Genomic DNA, 21,687 nt, shown 5'->3' with positions numbered 1-21,687 from the left:
GTCACCTATACACTAAATTTACAAAAACTCTCATACTCACAAAATTTACAAATATCTTCTTTTGGCAGGGCATAAATCTTATCTGTCATTTTCATATGGCTCATTATATAATCTATTAATTTTTTATAATCATCAATATTTTCATCTGTCAGCACTTCTCTAAAATCCCTATCTTTCTTCCCGATATAATGAATTTCAGAAATAATATCTTTTTCGTAACATTCCCTTGCAAGTAAAATATAGCATGGCAACTGTGCTGAGTTAAGACTGTCTCTCACAAGGGTAAGGTTTTTATCATCATATATATCTTTAATATCATCAAACATTTCAATTAATTTTGCCACTTTTCTTGTATAAGGGGTATTTTTCCCTGAGCCTGTCTTGTAATCAATCACTCTTATCCTTCCATCCCTAAGCTCATCCACCCTGTCAATTCTCCCCTTTAATTTTAAACCAAAATTGACAATATCCTTTTCTGTCTCCAATATCTTAAATATTTCTCCAGCACTTTTAATATTTTTAAAGTAATCTTTTACTCTTCTTTCCAATATAATCTTCAACCCTTCAATTTGAAACTCTGTCAGCCTTCCTAAAAAGTTTTTTATTCTATTGTCCCTATCTTCATATAAAAATTCAGGTAGCCTCTTTATATCTTCTAAAATTTTATACTCTACATTATCAAGCAATTTTTCATCCAAGATTTTGCCTAAAACTTTTCCAAAGTGTATCTCAAAATATTTATGAACGATACTGCCGAGGGTATCTGCCTCAAAATCTCTGTCAAACCTTACCCTATCAGGCACAGCCTTGATATATTTTAAATAATAAGAATAAGGGCATTTCATATAACTATTTAATGCAGAAGGTGAAAAATGTTTTATACTGTCAATAAATTTTGACTCTACTTCCCCTTTTGGTATGTAATTTTCAATCTTATTCAATCTCGGTATAGAAAAGGGCACAGAATCAATTTTAATCTCCCTTTTTTCATTTTTCTCTTTAATCAGCAAAAGCTGCTCTACAAACCTGCTACGGATAAATTTATCACTCCCTGTTGCCCCTGATTTAAAAAGGATATAGGTATTTTTTGCAGAATAGATGAGCCTGAAAAAATTGTATCTCATCAACATCTCTTTTTCTTTAAAAGAGGTAAGACCAAGCTCTATCTTCACCGATTCAGGCAAAAGGGGGTCAATTTTATCACCTGAAGGCAGTACACCTTCATTAACGTCAGTAATTACGATATTTTCAAAAGTCAATAGTCTCGCCTCAAGCATCCCCATTATCTGAATGCCCTGAAGCGGATGCCCCTCATATGGGATAATTATGTCATTAATTATCTCACTCAACAGCTTATAAAAAAATGGCAAATCTCCAAATCTGTCTTTGTCAATCAATCTGAAATTATTTATTACCTCAAAATAAAAGTACTGCAAAATTTGAAAACTTAATTTTGCCGTCTCCTGCCTCAATTTGCTTTCATCGAGGTTATCAAATAGATTTTTAAATGCTTCTTCTAATTGTATTAAATTTTTAGTTTGTAAAAAAGGGGCTAAAAGTTTTTTAAAAACAGCTCTATTTGAATCAAGTTGAAAAACAGAAGCCTCACTTTTGACAATTTCATTTTTAATCCAATTAATATCGTTAATAATTTGCTCTTTAAAAAGGGATAGAAGGCTTGAATTTAAAAATCTCAATAGAGTTTTGGAATCAGCAGAATTTGCTACACCTATGCTTTCCTTTCTTTTAATATCAACCAAAAGCATAAAAAGTGTTTCTACAAATACCCCCACTTCCGTGCTTTTCAATGGCATACCCAAAGATATATTAAGGCTCAAATCTTCTATATTTTCCAAATAAGATAGCAACGGGAAAAGGGTTTTTGAATCCGGAAGGATTACTGCCAAATTACTGCTGTCATATTTATTTTTAAAAGATTTATATTTATCTTCAATTAGTGTTACAGCCTTTTTTGCTTCATTATGAGTATCAGTAAACTGAAAGAAATGAATTTTTGAAGGGGTATAAGAGTCAGGCTTTATCTCTTCTATATCAAGGTTTTTGACTGATTTACCAAGCCTTTTACTAAGATTATCTACCACTTTAAACGTCTCAAACCTCTCAACCCCTCTTTCTCTATCCATCAAATCCGTTTGCACATAAAAATCTATATCTGCAAACTCATCAATATTTTTAATTATTTCAACTTCCGAGTTTGAAAGGTAAACTAACCCTGTAAAGATAAAAATTGCCCCGGTATAATTTTGTCTGAAACTTTCTTCGGACGTAAGTTTGGCAGCCCGCCTGAAAATGTCACCACCATAGGTAATATTTTCATTTTCTTTTCTGTATTTCACATACAAATCTTTAAGATTTTCTAAGATACTTACAGCTTCAGGCAAAGCTTCTATATACTGAAAATTTTTTATCTTGTTTTCCAAAAGCTGCCTGTCTATTTCATCAAATAGCCTTGAAAGTCTCTTTGCCCAGGATAAAAGGCCTGCATCATCAAGCCCAATTCTTTTATTGAGATTTTCATCCCCTTTTATCAAATCGAGAAAATATATTTCCCTTTCAATTTTTGTGTGGAAAATAGGCAAATTATCAGAATAGTTTGTCACCACTGTCCTTGCAAACTCTTCTATTGTATAAAATTCCGTTTTTAAAGAAGTATCAATATCAATACTTTTTTCTACAAATCTGATAGGTCTTTTATTGGCAGAGATAAATACAACTTTGCCATAATTTTTCGCCAATCCCTTTAGCCTTTTAGATATAAAATTTACAAAATTTATACTCAAATCAACCTTGTAAAGCTTAAACGACATCAAATATCTCCCCAGTATCTGAATAGTAAATTATTCCTCTACAGTTATCAAAAATCTTCATATACCTTCTCATCTGAAGCTCATGGCTTAAATCTTTTTCCCCTGTTTTATAATCAATTACGGTAATCTCTCTACCTATTTTTACTACACGGTCAAGACGCATAATATTTCCATATCTGTCCACAAACTCTTTTTCATTCCAAAAGGCATCTATATCTTCAAAATATTTCCTCAAGTCTAACACAGCCTTCATCATTAACGGTTTGACATCTTCATCTGAATATCTCATTAAATTCACTGCTCTAAAATAAGCATCATTTATCATTGCTTTTAAATCTTTTTCAAAATCTACTTTGCTAAGAAAAGACATCCCCAAGTGAAACAGCTCACCTTTTAGTCTCTCCTTTTTTTCAAAATTAAGATATGTTTCCTTTTCATATATTTTAAGATGCCCTCTAAAATTTGCATTTATCTCAACTTTATCATCTTCCACAGGTTTTTCTTCATATTTAATTTTAGAGCATTTTTTCATTTCGCCTACAATATATCTTTCATTACAAGTTTTCTCAGACTTGCAACCATATTCCGAATTTTCAAGTATCATATGCAGTAAATCGGAAGCCGATATTTGTCTGCCGTATCTATTTTCCTGAATATCCTTTTTATACTGCCCAATAACAAAAAGATTTTCCCTCGCTCTTGTATTTGCAACATACATAAGATTTAAATTTTCAACGATTTCATTTTTAAACTTTTCAAAATACTTATCTCTACCATCTTTTAAAAAATCCCTCGCCTTAGTAAGCTTTATCAGCAAATAATCAGGCTCACCTGTAAACTCTTCAATATTTACGGCATGATATGCATCTTTTAACTTCCCTTTATCGTAAAGTTTCCAATCGTAAAAAGGGATTATGACAGTGTGACTTTCAAGCCCCTTCGACTTGTGAATTGTCATTATTTTAACAGCTTCTATATTTTCGTTGAGACTTATTGTAATATCCTTCTTTTTATTAAAATATTCTAATACATCTTCCAAAGTTTTATGTTTATCAGAGATTTTTAAAACTTCCTCTAAGAATCTTTCAAAATAAACTTTATTGTCATTATAATTAAGAATATCGGCAGAAATAATTTTGCAAAAAATTTCATAAGGGGATAAAAATGCAATCTCACTTTTTATATTATCAAACGTCTCTTTATCTACTTTTAATTCACTGAATATTTTATCAAAATCCTGATTTTCGGGCATAGTCATGACATTTGCGATAAAGAGCAATTTTTTAATTTCAAAATTAGATGATACTCTCATTGAATCTTCCGTCACAAAGGGAAGCTCTTCAAAATATTCCCTCATCCAGGAAACAACCAAGTCTATATCACCCTTTTTTCTTAAAAGAATCATTATATCTGATGGGGGCACCTTGTAATCATTAATTACTTTTTTAAGGGTATCAACAAATTCATCTCGATAAAAATCTTCTGACTCGTCATTATCAGCCACATTTTGCAAAATAATTTCCAGATAACCATCATTTTCATTTTTATACTTTTGCTCTGAAGCCCCGTAAATACCTTCTATTGCATCCATCATCAAAATTTTAAAATCCTTTCCCAAATCATCTTCAAAAATCCCCAGCAAGTTTGCATTTAAAAGATTTGAAGTGTTAAATGTAAAATTGTTAAAATTTACAATATTTTTTGCGGAGCGATAATTTGTGTCAGTAAATTCTTCCTCTAATCTAAGACTATCGCTCTTGAGAGCTTCGTCAAATATTGTATAATCTCCGCCTCTCCAGCCGTAAATGGCCTGCTTTTTATCCCCTACGATAAATAGTGTCCCCCCTTCAGATACTGCATTTTCGATAAGAGGGAAAATCGCATCAAACTGCTCTTTAGATGTGTCTTGAAATTCATCAATAAGGTAGTGAGAAATCTTCTCCCCCAATTTCAAAAAGGCATAAGAGATATCGTTTTCGCTTAAAATCTCACTCACATCCTTTGCAACCTTCTGCCCATCTACGATATTTGAGATATGTTTAATCTCTTCCTCTTTATCCCTTAACCTTTTCAGCTGCCGTGCCACTACATCTGTCTCAAAACTGCTCTTCAAAAGCATATATTTCTTAAGCAAATCCACACTTTCAGTTAGTCTTGAAATAAATTCTTTCTCTTTAGCCTCATCTAGAAAACCGCCTCCTTTATAAAGGCTGACAAGGGAACCTTCAGTTAATATTTCTTCATATCTACCAAGCTGTTGTATCATTTCATTAATGTCAGATTTTTTAAACTTTTTTATATTTGTCTTATTAAAAATATCTGCATGCTCAGAAAACAACTCCTGAAAATACCTAAAATTTTCAAGCAGATTAGTTTCAATTTCAGACTGTATTTCAGCAAAGTTTTTATTATCAAACTCAAGCTTTTCACATAGATTTTCAAAAAGTAGCAGATTTTCAGGAATATCGATATCTTTGTATTTACTAAGCCCATCAAATATAATCTTCTCCGGATTTACGCCGGATTGCCCCAAATCAAGAAGTTTGATTAAAAAATCGAGAAGCTGTATAAAGTTATCGGGATTAGAAACCACATCTCCAAAGGCAAGCTCAAAAATTTCATCCGATTCAAAAAATACCTCATAATCGGGCATAATCTTTTTTTCTATTGCAAAAGCTTTTAATATTTTATTCATAAAAGAATCAAGGGTAGTGACATTAAAATCACCGTAATTTTTTATTATATCCACGAGTAGATTTGCTGCTTCATTTTCTTTTATACCAAAACTATTTTTATCAAAATCTTTGTCAGGATAAATATCTGCAAGTTTCTTTAAAAAAAGAATGATTCTGTCTTTCATCTCAGCAGCAGCCTTATTTGTGAATGTAAGGGCAACTATTGAGCCGATAGAATCGGGGTTAAGAATTTCAGGGAAATTGTCCTTAATATTCCCCTTAAAAATCAGTTTAAGCAGGTGAATATATCGAGATGCAAGCCTATATGTCTTGCCTGAGCCTGCAGACGCCTGCGTGCAAAGACTTGGTTTAAGCATAATCACCTCATCATATCATACAAAGCATTCAAAATAGCTACTTATATAACCCAAAATAAAGACAGATATTTTCTAACATATAGATATTAGCACGAATTGATATGTGTTTAAAGGGATAAAAAGTGTATTTATAATTTTTGCCGGGCTAAATAAGTGATTTGATTTTTCGTAAATAAATGCTATATTCCTGACATGGATAAAAAAAGTGCGCTAAAAATGTTTGTAAACTGCTTTTTGGGAAACTCTGACGAAGAGACATTTAAACTACTTGAAAACATTTCAACACTTGTTAAAAAAGATAAAAAAGAGATATTTTTCTTTGAAGATCAGGAAGGGGAAAACATTTACTTTCTTGCTTCAGGCCTTATAAAACTATACAAAACAAACGATGAGGGGAAAGAGGCGATAATCCATTTTGTCAGGCCCGGAGAATTATTTGCTGAAATTTTACTTTATCTTAGAAACAGATATCCCGTGACAGCCGAAGCCGTAGAAAATTGTACCGCACTTAGCATAAATTCCAAAAAACTTTTCCAGTTGATTAGAGAAAATCCTGATATTTCGATGAAGCTAACCGGAATGATGGCCCAAAGGATAAAATATTTTTTGAATATGATAGAAAATCTTACTCTAAGCGATGCAAGAAACAGACTTTTGCGATATTTAACTGTACTGGCTGATAAAAATAAAGATAATAAGGTGATACTGCCTGCAAGCAAAGGGGATATAGCAATCCTTTTGGGGATAGCCCCTGAGACATTTTCAAGACTCTTAAAAAAACTTACCGAAGAAAATATTATAAAAGTAAATGGAAAAGAGATTGAGCTTTTAGGAAATTAGCTTTTTATACCCTTAAGCCTTAAAACCCTTCGCAAAAAATCGACCAATCAAAAGAAATAATGAAATACCCAATCAAGTCTGCCCCTTTTGATAAAATAGATACCGCTAAATTTCATAATTTCTTTGATTTTTTGGCGCATTTCAGGTTTGTAACAGTGGATTTTACAATCTTTACATTTGGGTTTTGGGTCAAGAGGGCATTTTTCATCCCTCTTGAGTGCATAGTTTAAAACTTCAAAGCATTCATCACAATAACCGTCAGAGTTTTTTTCTCTATCTGGATGATTTTTTTTGCAATATACATACACAAATTTTCTTAAAATTTTAGCATCTTTCTTAATTCTTTTTTCTTTGGAAAGTGCCATTTAGTAGTCCACTCCTGCTGCTTGAATATTTGACGGGTCGAAAGCATGACAAGGCGTTACGCCGTAAACCATATTACACTTTGGGCATTTTGTTTCAAATGTTTCCATTTCAAATTCTTCACCGCAGCAGCACTTTAACTTCATCGGCATAGGCATATATTGATTACTAAACCCCATCATTCTGAGTTTATCAACTACCTGCTTTCCATTTTCAAAACTTCCCATACATCCTTCATGCATAATTAAGCCTCCTGTATTTATTAATCTTATTTTAAAACTTCACCATTTCTCAATCTGTTTCTTAATTCCAAAAGCTTGTTATCAAGTGCTTTAAGCTCCGGCAAAATTGCCTTCTCCTCTTCACTCGATTCAATTATCTTGGCAACCCCGCCATTTTTAATAATCAGCCTTTTGTCACCCATCAGTGCCAAGATAGGGTCGTGAGTAGCCATAAGGACAATTTTCTCCTCTTTTACCAAGAGCTCTAAGGCCTTTTTTCTGTCAATACCGGCATTTTCTATTTCATCAATTAAAATTATGGGGGATTTACTCAAAAAGGCAGTATCCGCAATCATTAATGACCTTGACTGACCACCACTAAGTGCAGTTACAGGGGTGTCCTTTGTAAACTCTTCCCCTGCAAGTTTGTTTGCCTCTTCTATGATTCTGTTAACCTTTTCCTCAACATCTTGAATAAATCTGCTTTCTGCGTGAAGAGTAACAAACTCTTCAACAGTCAAATCCATTACAAAATTCATATTTTGAGAAAGTTGAGCCACAAGCTTGTGTTCAGTAGAAAATCGCCACTCTTTTTTAGGCTTTTCACCATTTATTAATACTTTTCTTTTAGTAGGGGTATCCCCCTGAGCCATCCACTCAATATCTGCCAAAAGTCTGCTTTTTCCTGACCCTGTGGGGCCTACTATACAAACAACATCACCTTTTTTGATAGTAAGCTCAAAATTTTCAGGCTCATTTGACTTATTAAACCCTCCGATAATAGTTATCTCTTCTACCTGAAAATCATTTTCAAGCACCTCTTCCATCGCCGACAAATATTCCTTAAATGCCTTTTTCAAATCTGAAAGAGTTGTACCTACATCCTCAAGTAAATCTTCGCTCAACTCATTGAAAAAGGTATCCAAATCTCTCTCATCGTCTTTATCAACAGTTATTCCGTAAGACTCAAAAAAGTCTGACAGGTATGGTTTTTCAATTATAATCTTTGAAATAGGCTCTTTTAATATCGTACTCATAACTACATCTCCATCTTTCTTACATTGCCCATCTGATAGGACTCCCCTATCCTTGTCTCACCAAGACAATATGAACAAAGTGCTGAAGGCATCGAAAATCTTAATTTCTTACCTTTCAAAGTCTCTATTTCATTTGTATCTTCTATAAGGCTTGCAAACTCATAAGCACCCTGCCCTGTGATACCATTTACGTGCATAATTGTAGCACTCGGATTTACATTTTTTACTCTGCTTGCAAAAACTTCCCTTTCTGCCTGACTAACAATATCACCCTTTGTAATAATCACTATGTCTGCAGATTTTAACATCGGGCCAATTTTTTTAGGTGTATTTACGCCGCTTAAATTATCAATTACACATACAGCCAATATATCCTTAATATGCGGAGAACATCTGTTGCAAAGCCCTGCACTTTCACTTATCAAAAATTCAAGATTATTTTCCATCCCCCACTCAACGCAAGCTTCAATGTTACTTACAAAAAAGTGGTCAGGGCACAATGCACCGGACAGACCTTTTTTAACAGGGATATTTTTTGACATATAAAGCTTATCATCGTCAGTCAACAAACAGTCAAATTTGACCACACCTGCCCTATACCCCTTTTCTTTCAATGCATCTATTGTCTTTAAAATTACTGATGTCTTCCCGGAAGATGGGGGCCCTGAAATAGTTAAAAATTTCATTATTTCACCTCATCTGCACTTTTTTCAAAAACTTCATTAGTAGTTTTTATCAATTCGCCAATATCATTTGAATAAATGTAATCCCAACCAACCCACTTGAATTTTGCATTTTCAGGCAAAATATTTTTTACTTCAGGGTTTAAAGATGGGAAAAGCCCTTTGTGCGAAAGTATTTCCCCTACCTCTTTTGAAAATAGAAAGTCAGCTACAGGTTTTAAAATCTCAAGTTTACTTCTTTTCACAAGCATAAAAATAGGTGAAATAATCGCTCCATCCTTAGGCCATACAACCTTCATTGTAGACACGTCCCTAACCATCTTTGTAAAAAAGTACGGCATAATAGTCACAACCGGCTTGTCTGCTACTTTTTTACCCGCATTTTTAACCATCTGTGCAGGATGCATTGACTTGAGCAAAATTTTACCCAATTTTTCCACGCCATCCATACCAAAATCTTTATAAATACTTATCAAAATTGCATTAAAAAGGTCAAAGTCACCAACCGGTAGAGCAACTTTTTGATAATACTCTTCACTTAAAAGGTCTGCCCAACTTTCAGGGACTTTTAAATCACCGATTTCCTGCAAATTTACCATAAATACCGCAGGCACAGTACTAATTATCGTATAATCACCCTTCGGGTCTTCTATATCTACTCCATTAAAATCATCATTTAATTTTTCACCAAAATAAGGGTTTACAAACACCCCGTTATCCTTAAATCTGCCAATGGCTCTCTTGTCGAAAAATGTCTCAAAGCCCGCAGAAACAAAGATATCCGGAAGCTCATCTTCAGATTCCACTTTTGCAATCTCTTCTTCAAGAAACTTTGCACCTACTGAAGCTGCTTCAAGTTTATAGGTAATATTTATACCATTTTCTTCATTAAATTTTTCTGTAAAGCTGTCAAACCCTTCTAAAAGAGGTATTCTTACGGGACAAGGGAGTAAACCTTTTACTTTGATATCCCCCACTGCCACTCTCTTTTTCATCGTAACATCGCTTACGTTTCTTTCTTGTTCAACCTTCTCTTCCAAAAGTTTTACAAAGGTTTCCTCGTCAAACCCTTTTGATTTCAGGGCTGAACCAAGCTTTAAAATTTTACCTACACTATTTAACTTATTTTCATCCTTAAACATTTCAAAACCGTTAGCAACAAGTATATCAAGTGTCTCAGGATATTTTTCAACCAATTCTTTTATTGAAATATTTGTATCAATTACTGCTGTCATATCTGCCTCCTTACTCTTTAGTGGGAAATATACATAAAAATATTTTTTTTGAATTGATAAATGTCAAATATTGAGTAATAAAATTTAAAATCAAACTAAACTAATAAAAAGGCTTAACTTTTTTAATATTTTTAGTGTATAATAGACAAAAGTATATCAATAATTTTAATTTGAGGTAAAATGGCTCAGGAAACCGGTGTATTAAGTAAACTTAAAAGTGGCGATATATTTATGCCGTTTTTGGTAGTAGGCATCCTTATAGTAATGATTATACCTGTGCCTGCGCCTCTGCTCGATATTTTCCTTACAATGAGTATTACGCTTGCTCTAATAATTTTACTTGTTTCATTATACATAAAAGAGCCTCTTGATTTTTCTACATTCCCTTCGGTTTTACTTATTTCTACCTTGTTCAGACTTTCGTTAAACGTAGCATCAACAAGGCGAATATTACTCCACGGTGCCGAGGGTGAAGATGCTGCCGGTGCAGTAATTATGTCTTTTGGACAATTTGTAGTAGGGGGAAATTTTGTAATCGGTCTTATTATATTTTTGATTCTCGTTATTATAAATTTTGTAGTTATCACAAAAGGTTCAGGAAGGGTGGCTGAAGTAGCTGCAAGATTTACTCTTGATGCAATGCCCGGAAAGCAGATGAGTATAGATGCTGACCTTAATGCCGGTATCATCGATGAAATGCAGGCAAAAAAGCTGAGGGAAGACATTCAAAAGAGAGCTGATTTTTACGGAGCAATGGATGGTGCTTCTAAGTTTGTAAGGGGTGATGCAGTTGCAGGCCTTTTAATTACAGCAATAAATATCATTGGTGGACTTATCATAGGTGTTGCGCAGTTTGATATGACAGTAGGTGAGGCAGCAAAACGTTTTACAATATTAACAGTCGGTGACGGACTTGTAAGCCAGATGCCTGCACTTATCATTTCTACTGCAGCTGGTATTGTTGTGACAAGAGCTGGAGAACAAGCAGACTTAGGCACAAGACTTCTGGCAGAAATGTTTAAGACCACAAAAATACTTTATGTCACAGGTGCTATACTTGTATTTTTCGGTCTAATACCAGGGCTTCCAAAGCTATCATTTTTTATTCTTGCCGGGATAATGTTTGCAATTGCTTACTACTCCAAATCCTCACTGAAAGATATTGCTGAAAAAGAGGCTGAAGAACCTGAAGAAGAGCCTGATGAGGTGCCTGAAGAAAAAGCTGTAAGAGATCTGCTTGATATGGATACTATGGAGCTTGAAATTGGTTTTAATCTTATACAGCTTGTAGATGAGCAAAAAGGTGGGAATCTATTGGGCAGAATTAAATCTATTAGAAGACAAATAGCACTCGAGATGGGGTTTATAGTTCCCCCTGTAAGAATCAGAGATAACCTTCAAATTGATCCGAATAATTACGTTATTTTAATAAAAGGGGTAAAGGTAGCATCAGGCTTTGTGCTGCCTGATAAGTGGCTTGTAATGAACCCTGACGGAGATTTGAATCTTGTAGAAGGGATTGAATCAAAAGACCCTGCTTTTGGACTTGACGCCAAATGGGTAGATACTGCAGAACGTGAAAAAGCAGAGCTGGAAGGATACACGATAGTAGACCCTGCGACCGTCATAGCCACACATATCACAGAAGTAATTAAGACAAACGCATTTGAACTCGTAGGCAGACAAGAAACGCAGGATTTACTTGATAAATTAAAAGAAAAATATCCAAAATTAGTAGAAGATTTAGTCCCAAATATTTTGGATTTGGGGCTTGTCCATAGAGTATTACAAAACCTTCTCAAAGAAAGGATTTCTATCCGAAATCTTCAAACAATACTTGAAGTCCTGGCCTCATATGGTACACAATCAAAAAATGTTGATTATTTGACCGAAAAGGTAAGGATTGCACTTAAAAGACAGATTTCAGAAAGTCTCCTTGCTCCCGATGGTAAGCTTTACGTTTTTACACTGGCCTCCCCTATTGAACAATTTTTGGCAAAAAATATTCAACAAACAGATGATGGAAAAGATATTGTAGTCGACCCATCTTTTGGTCAAAAGATACTTTCCGCTTTAATGAAAAAAGTGGATGAAATAAATATGAAAGGGCTACCGCCTGTGCTCGTAATTTCTCCACCGATTAGACTCCCTTTTAGAAGATTTGTTGAAAAATTTATCCCTAATCTGAATATTATTTCTCACAACGAGATTGCAGATAATGTTAAAATAGAAACTTTAGGAAACGTGGAGATACAATTATGAAAATAAAAAAGTATGAAGTTTATGATATGAAAGAGGCGATGGCACTTATCAAAAAAGAGCTTGGACCTGATGCAGTTATCTTATCCACAAGAAAAATTGTAAAAAATGGCAGCTTCGGACTTTTTTCAAGGCCAATGATTGAAGTCACCGCTGCCATAGATTATACAGCCAAAAGGGAAGTAAAAAAACCGAAAGAAAATTATAATCCTGCACCTGAAAAAAATACGGACGATAGTGCAGATATAAGTAAAATTACTGATATAATAAACTCTTTGGGGCTTAATAAGTTTGAAATGCTTCTTAACGATATGAATGAAATCAAGAAGCAAATCAGTGAAATGAAAACTGCAATTTCTGAAAATATTGCTCTTGATTTGCCAAAATCATTACAAGAAGTCTATAATATTATGATAAAAAACGAAGTGGATGATGTCCTCAGTTATAAGTTTCTCAAAAAGATAGAAAACCGTATTCCTGAAAATTCCACACATTTGCAGATAAAAAGTATTGCTGCTCAGCTATTTGGTGACTTGATACCTACGGAAAAGAGTTATTTCTCATCTTTAAAGAAAAAAGTTTTGGCACTTGTCGGCCCGACCGGCGTGGGGAAAACTACCACTGTGGCAAAAATTGCCGCTAACCTTGCCCTCAAATTACAAAAATCTGTTGCACTTATTTCGATAGACACATTTAGAATCGGTGCCGTAGAGCAGTTAAAGAGCTATGCGGAAATAATTGATGTCCCGTTAAGAGTTGCAAGTAGCCCCACAGAATTAAATGAAATAATTTTGGAATTTGAAGATTATGAATACATACTCCTTGATACGATGGGTAGAAGCCAATATGACACAGCACAGATTGACGACCTGAAAAGTTTTCTTACCATTAATCCTTTGATAAATGTGGCTTTAGTGCTCTCAATGAGCTCAAACCATAGTGAGCTGGGTGACACTTTTAACAGATATTCAAAATTAAGCCCTGATTACCTAATATTTACAAAGCTTGATGAAACAAGATATTTTGGAAGTCTGGCAAGTCTTCCTATCTTAAAAAAAGTCCCGATACTTCTCATGACAAATGGTCAAAACGTACCCGAAGATATGGAAATTCCGGATGGCAAAAAGATTGCTAAATTTATCTTCAACGAAATACCGAATTTATGGAGAAGTTAATGGCAGATCAGGCACAACAACTAAGAAAGATAGCCTGGGAAAGGAAAAAGAAGGCTAAGTATATTACCGTTTCCAGCGGCAAAGGTGGAGTCGGAAAAACTAATTTCTCAGTAAACTTTGCCTACCTGCTAGCAAAAAACGGAAAAAAAGTCCTCTTGTTTGATGCGGACTTGGGGTTAGCAAATGTTGACATATTACTTAATTTAAGTCCCAAAAATACCATTATTGACTATTTTGAAAAAAATCTCTCTCCAAAAGAGTTAATCACGACTTCAAACTACGGATTTGACGTAATCCCGGCATCAAGCGGTTTTTCAAAGCTTGCTTCTATCTCGGAAGAAGATTTTGAAAAATTAATTGAGATTTTTGTCTATATTGATGAAAAATATGAATATATCATCTTTGATGCAGGTGCAGGTATTTCTGAAAACGTAATGAAGTTTGTTGCGATTTCCGACTACAACATAATTTTAACCCAAGCTGAGCCGACAGCAATAACCGACGCATATGCACTTATCAAAGTGGCCAACAAAGATTACGGCATAAAAGAGATAAACCTTGTAATAAACAGAATAACTGACGAAAAGGCAGCAAACGCACTATTTGACAATTTACAAAAAATAATTGATAAGTTTCTTAAAATAAACATAAATTTTCTTGGTTACCTCAGAGAGGATACTAATATTATTAAATCGGTAAAAAAGCAGCAACCTCTTGCGGTATTTAATCCAAATTCCGTTTATATAAAAGATTTATCAGCAGTTTTGCAAAAGCTAAACGGGATTACCGTTGAAATTCCCAAAAATAACATTAGCTTAAAAGATATATTAAGGAGGCTTGTATCATGACCGGATTATACAAACATTTTGCTTTTCTTGTGGCCTCTATCGCATTTATTGTTTCTTTTTTGTATAAATATATCGTATATTTTGAAATTAATTTTGAATACATTGTAAAAGATTTTATTCTCTTTATAGTAGTTTACATTGTGTCAAAAATTATTTTTGGCTATATTGAAGATATTTTTAATACATACAGGAAGCTTCTGTGACAGGTTATGATAAATATTTAGATAAAATTTCCGCTGAAGACCAAAATACTCTCGCTGAAGAGTTTATCCCTAAAATAAAAAGCTGGGTAATCAGAATCTCCCAAACTTTACCCTCATCGGTAGACCTTGACGAACTTTATTCAGCCGCATGTCTGGGACTGGTTGAAAGCTTTAAACGATTTGATAAGTCAAGAAATGTTGAATTTAAAGCATTTGCTGAAAGAAGGATTAAAGGGGCAATTTTAGACGCCCTGAGGCAAATGGATGTCTTACCGAGAAACCTTAGAACAAAAGTAAAATCTCTTGAAACAAAGATAGCTGAACTTTCTACTAAATTAGGAAGAAAACCTAACGCAGAAGAGCTTGCAGAATATACTAATATGGAACTTGATGAAGTTTTTAACTTGTTACAAGTTCTTGAAAACAACCAGGTTATTAGTCTAAACAACTCTGTAGGGGATGATAATGAAACAGACCTGGTAGACTTTATAAAAGGAACTTTTCTAAATCCTGAAGAAGCTATTGAAAAAGAAGAGCTTATAGGTTTATTATCAGATGCAATTGACAAGCTTAACGAAAAAGAAAAAGCTGTAATTACATTATATTATTATGAAGAGCTTACAATGAAAGAAATAGGTGAAGTATTAAATATAACCGAATCGAGAACTTCGCAAATACATTCAGCAGCTGTGGCAAAACTGAAAAAAAGATTGAAAGGGGCATTCTATGGCAATTAGACTGCTTGTAGTCGATGATTCCGCTTTTATGAGAAAAGCGATTGAAAACATGTTACAAAAAGCACCTGACATACAAATTGTTGGTTTTGGAAGAAACGGTAAAGAGGCTGTCGAGCTTGCCGAAAAGTTAAGACCTGATGTTATCACCCTTGATATTGAAATGCCTATTATGGATGGACTTGAGGCTCTAAGTCAAATTATGTCAAAATGCCCTACTTCTGTTATTATGGTAAGTTCACTTACTTCCGAAGGGGCTGAAGCCACTATAAAAGCGCTTGAACTTGGTGCAGTTGACTTTCTGACAAAAGATAAGTCATTTGCAAGTTTCGGTGTAATGAAGCTGGAAGATCAAATTATCGAAAAAATTAGACAATTTGCAACGAAAAAACATTTTAGAATACCAACTGCTAAACCGAAACAATCAATACAGCCTAAAACTACATTTACACCTACTGCTGTAAAAGCCGGTAGCGGTAATAAAAGAATAGTAGCTATTGGCACCTCAACGGGTGGTCCCCAGTCTTTGCAAAAGGTTATACCGCTGCTTCCGTCATCATTAAACAAGCCTGTACTGGTTGTCCAACATATGCCACCTAATTTTACAGCTTCACTTGCAAACAGACTAAACACGCTTAGTCAGCTTACAGTTGTTGAAGCTCAAGGGAAAGAAAAGCTTGAACCAAATATAGTTTACATTGCAAAAGGCGGATTTCATCTAAAGATTAAAAAAATTGGGACGAATTATTATACAGATGTGACTAATGAACCATCTAATATGCTGCACATTCCGAGTGTGGATGTTATGGTGGAGTCCGTTGCAGAAAATTTTGGACGGGATGCTTTAGGAGTAATAATGACCGGTATGGGAAGTGACGGATTGAAAGGCTTACAAAAGTTAAAAGGTTTGGGCGGTGCTGTTATAGCTCAAAACCAAGAAACATGCGTAGTTTACGGTATGCCAAGAGCTGTAGTTGAAGCTGGTATTGCAGATGAAGTTGTACCACTTGAATCCATTGCAAATACCATTATCAACTATTGCAAGTAAATTTACATTAAGGAGTCTATGTGGCAGATATTTTAAGCCAAGAAGAAATTGATGCTCTACTATCGACTGTCGCAGTAGACGGCATTGAAGAAAAGCAGGAAGATACTTTAAGCTATGTCCCTAAAAAAGTATCCGTCTACGATTTTAGAAGACCTGACAGGGTCTCAAAAGAACAGTTGCGCTCTATTAGAAACTTACACGATAAATTTGCCAGAAACTTCAGCTCCGTATTTTCAAATTACTTAAGGACAATAACAGATATAAATTTGGTAAGTGTAGACCAAATGACCTATGGTGAATTTCTAATGTCACTACCTGACCCAACAAGCTTTAATGTAATAAGTATGATACCGCTCGAAGGAAATGCCGTTCTTGAAATAAATCCATCTATCGTTTTCCCTATAGTTGATAAGCTATTAGGAGGTCCAGGTCAGCCTTTATATAAAATTCGCGAAATGACATCTTTAGAACAAAATATTATACAAAGTGTTATTGCTCTGATACTTAATGAGCTTGAAGATATATGGAAACAAATTATCCCTAACATCAAATTTAAAAGAGAAATAAGTGAAAACAGTCCTCAAGTTGTCCAAATTGTTGCTCAAAACGAAGTGGTCGTACTTGTAGTATTTGAGGTGAAATTCGGAGAAGTTACCGGGATGATAAATTTATGTCTGCCTGCAATTACTTTAGAGCCTATACTTGGTAAAATAAACTCTCAAGATTGGCTTATCGGAGCCAAAAAGATGAAAGGTGGACAGCACGAAAGTAAAATTATTGAGCTATTGCAAGAAATTAAAATTCCTGTCTATGCTGAGCTTGGTAAAACAACCCTGTTAGTTCAAGAAATCCTTGACCTTGCTACTGACGATGTGGTTGTACTTGATAGAAAGTCAAATCAAGATATTAAGGTAAATGTTAACAACTTGGAAAGTTTTCTTGGAGAGCCTGGTATTGTGGGAGTGAAAAAAGGGATAAAAATAAAAAAGATTATTGCGGAGTTAAGCAGTGAAAAATCAATTACAACCGAACAGAGATAGTAACCTTTACAAATTTTTTGACTTATTTGGGGAAGTATTTTCAAACAGTGTAGGCACGATAATAAGTAAGCCTCTAATTTATGAGGTTGCGGATATTTTTGAATCGGATGCTGAAACAGTTGAAAATGAAAGTAAAGGGAAGGCAGGAATATATTTCAGTGATAAAGGAAACAGTGTCAACGGACTGTTAATATTTGATATTAAATTAATAACGGCTTTTGCTGACATTATGCTTATGGGTGAAGGGAACGGGGCAGATGATTTGAATCCTGATTTAATAGATGCAGTAAAAGAGCTTGCATCACAAGGGGTATCAGCGGTAAATGTCCCATTTCAAGAAAAATTTGGGACTAAAATTTCATTTGAAGTTACTAAAGTTGAAAAAATAGAAAAAATAACAATAGATAGTGATTTGTTAGTTCAAAACTATAAAATTTCATACGATAATAATGAAGAGGTTTACCAACTGGTTATTTCAGATTCAATAAAAAATATTTTGGGTAAAGAACAAGAGAATACACAAGATAACGATTTTGATTTTGATGACATGCCCGGATTTGAGGATACCCCTAAAAAATCATCAAATAGCTTTGCGCAGTCTTATGACGGAAATATAGAGATGCTTCTTGATGTTGAAATCCCTGTCAGTGTAAGGATAGGCTCTACAAAAATGTTTTTGAAAGATATTGTGGGGATAGGCCCAGGTAATATTATTGAGCTTGACAACTATGCTGATGAGCCTATAGAGCTATTGGTAAATAACAAGCCGATTGCAAGGGGTGAAGTAGTTATTGTAGACGGATTCTTTGGAATCAGGATAAAAGAGATTATCAGCCGCGAAGAAAGATTAAAAAAATTAAGGGATGCATAAAATTTATATTTAAAATTTGAATATTTTAGTTATAATTAGACAAATACAAGTTTTTCCAAGGAGGAAATAATGGCCTACGACCACAGAATCATTACTGTTGATGATTCATCCACAATGAGACGTATTATAAAAAATACACTTATAAAAATCGGTTTTTCAAATATATTGGAAGCCGGCAACGGTATTGAAGCACTAGAAGTTTTAGCACAAAACAATGTAGACTTAATCATTACTGACTGGAATATGCCTGAGATGGATGGGCTTACTTTTGTAAAAACTTTAAGAGCTAAAGATCAGTACAAGGAGATACCTATTTTAATGGTCACCACAGAAGCTGCAAAAGAGGATATACTCACAGCTCTTAAAAGCGGAGTCAATAACTACGTGGTTAAGCCTTTCACTCCCGATATTTTACAGGAGAAAGTGTTTAAGCTCTTGGGACTTTAATTATGGCTGAAGAGTTAAAGGATATTGGCGAACTTATTGAAATAGCCAAAAAGATTAACAGTGGCGAATACGATATAACAAATATTTCTATTAGCCCTGAAAGTGAGCTTTTTGAAATAGCAAAATATTTTAGCGATGCTGTTAAAACACTTTCTGAAGTAAGCAATACAGTGGAAGACTCTTTTGATGATTTACCATTATTTGAAAAAGTACTAACAGAAGTTATAAATGATACAAAAAAAGCTTCTGAAGAAATTTTAAATCTGTCTGATAATATTAATTTTATCATAGATGAAGTAAAAGAAAACATTAAGCTTTTAAAAGATTATGTCCATTCAGGGGATTTTGAACATGCCCTTGGAGTTATTGATAGAATATTAGACAAGACAATTGAAGGGCAAGATGTATCTTTTGATATGATTGCCTCTTTAGAATTTCAGGACATCTCCAAACAAAAGATTGACAAGCTTATAAGAATAATAAAAGTCTTGGAAAGAAAAATAGGTGAGCTTGTTATTAAACTTGGATTAAAAGATAATAAAATAGATGTTGATACTCTAAACAGAGCCGGAAATATAGATGAAATCCTAAATGATCAAGATATAGTTGACGCTCTTTTGAAAGAGTTTGGCAATTAAAGGGGGCAAATATGAGCTTTGATGACATGCAAGATCTGGTTAACGACTTTATTGTCGAATCAGAAGAACTTATAGAAAAATTAGACCAAGACCTTGTGGAACTTGAACATAGAAAAAATGATCTTGATTTGCTAAATGGAATCTTCAGATGCGCTCATACTATCAAAGGTTCATCTTCATTTTTGGGCTTTGACAAAATGGCAACCGTTACTCACCACGCCGAAGAGATCTTAAATAAGCTTCGTAAAGGTGAAATGGCTGTAACAAAAGAGATAATGGATGTCTTGCTTGAATTTGTCGATGTAGTCAAACAGCTAATGGATGATATAAAAAATAATTCCGATACAGCGTCAATAGATGAAACCGTAAAAAAATTAAAGTTAGCTAATGAGGGGAAACTTGTTGCCCCCTCTTCAGTAAAAACTCAAGAGCAGCCTGGTAAAACTAAAGAGTCTAAAAAAAATGTAAACAAGCCTTCACAAATTAAAAAGGTCACAAAGGCGATAGAGCAAACCATCAGGGTTGATGTTTCAAGACTTGACTCCCTTATGAATCTGGTTGGTGAGCTTGTTTTAAGTAGAAACAGAATCACACAGCTTGCGGTGGAGCTTGAGAAAAAATATGAAGGTGATTTTATAATCGAGCAGCTTGCCGAAACTACTTCACAGATTGGACTAATCACTACTGAGCTACAGCTTGCGGTTATGAAAACCAGGATGGTGCCGATTGGGAAAGTGTTTAATAAATTCCCAAGAATGGTAAGGGACCTATGCAGAGATTTAAATAAAGAGATAGATCTTGTCATTGCCGGAGAGGATACCGAGCTTGATAAATCAGTAGTTGAAGAGATTGGTGACCCTTTAATACATATGATTAGAAACGCCGTTGACCATGGGGTTGAATCACCTGAGGAAAGGGTTAAAAAGGGCAAACCTAAAAAGGGGACTGTATGGCTTAATGCTTACCACGAAGGTAATCACATAGTAATTGAAATAAAAGATGACGGAAAAGGGATTGACCCTGAAAAAATAAAGCAAAAGGCTATTGAAAAAGATGTTATTACCCCTGATGAGGCAAAAAATCTCAACAAAGAAGAGGTTTTAGGGTTAATATTCAAACCAGGATTTTCCACTGCCGAAAAGGTTACAGGTGTTTCAGGTCGTGGCGTTGGGATGGATGTCGTAAAAACAAACATTGAAAAACTCAATGGTATAATAACCATTGAGTCTGAAATAAACAAAGGCTCTACTTTCAAATTAAAATTACCTCTTACACTAGCCATTATTCAGGCTCTTTTGGTAGAGGTATCAGGTGAAGTTTTCGCAATCCCTCTTGTGTCAGTAATTGAAACTGTTAAGATTAATGACAACGAAATACATAGTTTTGAAGGGCGAGAAGTTTTGAAGCTCAGAGACTCTGTCTTATCCCTTATAAGGCTTGATGAAGTATTTCAGCTTGAAGGCTCTTTTTCACAAGATATGTATGTGGTAGTAGTCGCTTTGGCAGAAAAGAGGATTGGCCTTATTGTTGACAGACTCGTAGGGCAGGAAGAAATAGTTATTAAGTCTTTAGGTGAATACTTGGGAGGCAATGTCGGTATCGCCGGAGCAACCATTATGGGGGACGGCAAGGTGAGGCTTATAGTAGATGTCTCTGGAGTAATGGAAATAGCCACAAAGATGCCACGAAGAAGCAAAAGAAAAAGTATGAAGAATTTATACAAGAATAGCAATAATATAAAAGCTCTTATTGTTGATGACTCAGCTACAGACAGAAAAATTATGAAACGTTTGCTAACCTCTACCGGTTGGATTGATACCGTGGAAGTTTCAAACCCTAATGATGCTATGCATGCCGCACAAAAGGTCGATATTGATCTATTGATTACAGATATCGTAATGCCTGATATGGACGGTTTTGAACTTGCAAGGACACTTAGAGAAAAAGGGTTTGAAAAGCCAATTATTGCTGTTTCTTCAAGAGGTGAAGCAGGAAATATGCAAAAGGCAAAATTGTCAGGAATTGATGCATTTTTAGTTAAGCCGATTAACTTAGATGAAATGGTTGCTAAGATTAACAGCCTTGTGCAAAAGACTAACGTTTAGTTTTTTGCTTATATGTTTATTTTGTAAACACACTTACGCTTATGTGTATGTGTATGAGGT

Annotated in this window: 19 protein-coding genes; 12 read left to right on the top strand and 7 right to left on the bottom strand. The window is 34.5% G+C overall.

The genetic code is table 11. The annotated features are described in order from the left end of the window. Positions 1-5: 5 nt before the first annotated feature. Positions 6-2,828 carry a PD-(D/E)XK nuclease family protein gene (locus LF845_RS06495; RefSeq protein ID WP_242820196.1) on the bottom strand — a complete coding sequence of 941 codons (2,823 nt, stop codon included), beginning with the start codon at positions 2,826-2,828 and terminating at the stop codon, positions 6-8. Further along, on the bottom strand, positions 2,818-5,880 hold the full coding sequence (locus LF845_RS06490) for a UvrD-helicase domain-containing protein (protein WP_242820195.1): 3,063 nt from the start codon (positions 5,878-5,880) through the stop codon (positions 2,818-2,820). Before LF845_RS06490 ends, LF845_RS06495 begins: the two co-directional genes overlap by 11 nt. Before the next feature lie 192 nt (positions 5,881-6,072). Between LF845_RS06490 and LF845_RS06485 the strand changes: the two genes are divergently transcribed. Continuing rightward, positions 6,073-6,720, top strand: a complete 648-nt coding sequence (locus LF845_RS06485; RefSeq protein ID WP_242820194.1) for a Crp/Fnr family transcriptional regulator — start codon at positions 6,073-6,075, stop codon at positions 6,718-6,720. 47 nt (positions 6,721-6,767) lie between these two features. Here LF845_RS06485 and LF845_RS06480 read toward each other — a convergent pair whose 3' ends face one another. The 5 genes from LF845_RS06480 to LF845_RS06460 are packed head-to-tail and all read right to left on the bottom strand — an operon-like array spanning position 6,768 to position 10,259. Continuing rightward, entirely contained in the window at positions 6,768-7,085 is a 318-nt protein-coding gene (locus LF845_RS06480; RefSeq protein WP_242820193.1) for a nitrous oxide-stimulated promoter family protein, read from the bottom strand. Further along, positions 7,086-7,325, bottom strand: coding sequence for a hypothetical protein (locus tag LF845_RS06475; RefSeq protein WP_242820192.1), 240 nt, complete (start codon positions 7,323-7,325; stop codon positions 7,086-7,088). It lies immediately after the preceding gene. 26 nt (positions 7,326-7,351) lie between these two features. Further along, positions 7,352-8,341, bottom strand: a complete 990-nt coding sequence (locus LF845_RS06470) for an ATP-binding cassette domain-containing protein (protein ID WP_242820191.1) — start codon at positions 8,339-8,341, stop codon at positions 7,352-7,354. A 2-nt stretch (positions 8,342-8,343) separates the two neighbouring features. Then, positions 8,344-9,027 (bottom strand): GTP-binding protein, encoded by a 684-nt coding sequence (locus LF845_RS06465; RefSeq protein ID WP_242820190.1) that lies wholly within the window; start codon positions 9,025-9,027, stop codon positions 8,344-8,346. Continuing rightward, positions 9,027-10,259, bottom strand: coding sequence for an ABC transporter substrate-binding protein (locus LF845_RS06460; RefSeq protein WP_242820189.1), 1,233 nt, complete (start codon positions 10,257-10,259; stop codon positions 9,027-9,029). Before LF845_RS06460 ends, LF845_RS06465 begins: the two co-directional genes overlap by 1 nt. A 180-nt stretch (positions 10,260-10,439) precedes the next feature. Here LF845_RS06460 and flhA point away from each other — a divergent pair, with 180 nt between their 5' ends. From flhA to LF845_RS06405, 11 genes are all read left to right on the top strand, one after another. After that, positions 10,440-12,521 carry a flagellar biosynthesis protein FlhA gene (flhA, locus tag LF845_RS06455; protein WP_242820188.1) on the top strand — a complete coding sequence of 694 codons (2,082 nt, stop codon included), beginning with the start codon at positions 10,440-10,442 and terminating at the stop codon, positions 12,519-12,521. Next, positions 12,518-13,693 carry a flagellar biosynthesis GTPase FlhF gene (gene flhF / locus LF845_RS06450; RefSeq protein ID WP_242820187.1) on the top strand — a complete coding sequence of 392 codons (1,176 nt, stop codon included), beginning with the start codon at positions 12,518-12,520 and terminating at the stop codon, positions 13,691-13,693. The genes flhA and flhF overlap by 4 nt, the downstream gene beginning before the upstream one ends. Continuing rightward, the gene (locus LF845_RS06445; protein WP_242820186.1) at positions 13,693-14,541 is read left to right on the top strand and encodes a MinD/ParA family protein; all 849 of its coding nucleotides are present in this window, start codon (positions 13,693-13,695) and stop codon (positions 14,539-14,541) included. The genes flhF and LF845_RS06445 overlap by 1 nt, the downstream gene beginning before the upstream one ends. Next, positions 14,538-14,744: a hypothetical protein gene (locus LF845_RS06440; protein WP_242820185.1), complete on the top strand. Its 207-nt coding sequence runs from the start codon at positions 14,538-14,540 to the stop codon at positions 14,742-14,744. The genes LF845_RS06445 and LF845_RS06440 overlap by 4 nt, the downstream gene beginning before the upstream one ends. Next, the gene (locus tag LF845_RS06435; RefSeq protein ID WP_242820184.1) at positions 14,741-15,481 is read left to right on the top strand and encodes a sigma-70 family RNA polymerase sigma factor; all 741 of its coding nucleotides are present in this window, start codon (positions 14,741-14,743) and stop codon (positions 15,479-15,481) included. Before LF845_RS06440 ends, LF845_RS06435 begins: the two co-directional genes overlap by 4 nt. Next, a complete protein-coding gene (locus LF845_RS06430) occupies positions 15,471-16,526 on the top strand; it encodes a protein-glutamate methylesterase/protein-glutamine glutaminase (protein ID WP_242820183.1) in 1,056 nt (351 codons plus the stop codon). The genes LF845_RS06435 and LF845_RS06430 overlap by 11 nt, the downstream gene beginning before the upstream one ends. A gap of 20 nt (positions 16,527-16,546) precedes the next feature. Further along, on the top strand, positions 16,547-17,566 hold the full coding sequence (gene fliM / locus LF845_RS06425) for a flagellar motor switch protein FliM (RefSeq protein ID WP_242820182.1): 1,020 nt from the start codon (positions 16,547-16,549) through the stop codon (positions 17,564-17,566). Next, a complete protein-coding gene (fliN, locus tag LF845_RS12020; protein ID WP_242820181.1) occupies positions 17,535-18,437 on the top strand; it encodes a flagellar motor switch protein FliN in 903 nt (300 codons plus the stop codon). The genes fliM and fliN overlap by 32 nt, the downstream gene beginning before the upstream one ends. A 69-nt stretch (positions 18,438-18,506) precedes the next feature. After that, complete coding sequence (locus LF845_RS06415) at positions 18,507-18,884, top strand: response regulator (RefSeq protein ID WP_242820180.1); 378 nt, start codon at positions 18,507-18,509, stop codon at positions 18,882-18,884. A gap of 2 nt (positions 18,885-18,886) precedes the next feature. Beyond that, on the top strand, positions 18,887-19,522 hold the full coding sequence (locus LF845_RS06410) for a protein phosphatase CheZ (RefSeq protein ID WP_242820179.1): 636 nt from the start codon (positions 18,887-18,889) through the stop codon (positions 19,520-19,522). A gap of 11 nt (positions 19,523-19,533) precedes the next feature. Beyond that, positions 19,534-21,627: a hybrid sensor histidine kinase/response regulator gene (locus LF845_RS06405; protein ID WP_242820178.1), complete on the top strand. Its 2,094-nt coding sequence runs from the start codon at positions 19,534-19,536 to the stop codon at positions 21,625-21,627. Positions 21,628-21,687 lie beyond the last annotated feature (60 nt).

This window comes from Deferrivibrio essentukiensis, from assembly GCF_020480685.1.
In the GTDB taxonomy this organism is placed as follows: Bacteria; Chrysiogenota; Deferribacteres; order Deferribacterales; family Deferrivibrionaceae; genus Deferrivibrio; species Deferrivibrio essentukiensis.
This window is presented reverse-complemented; position numbering and strand designations above follow the sequence as displayed.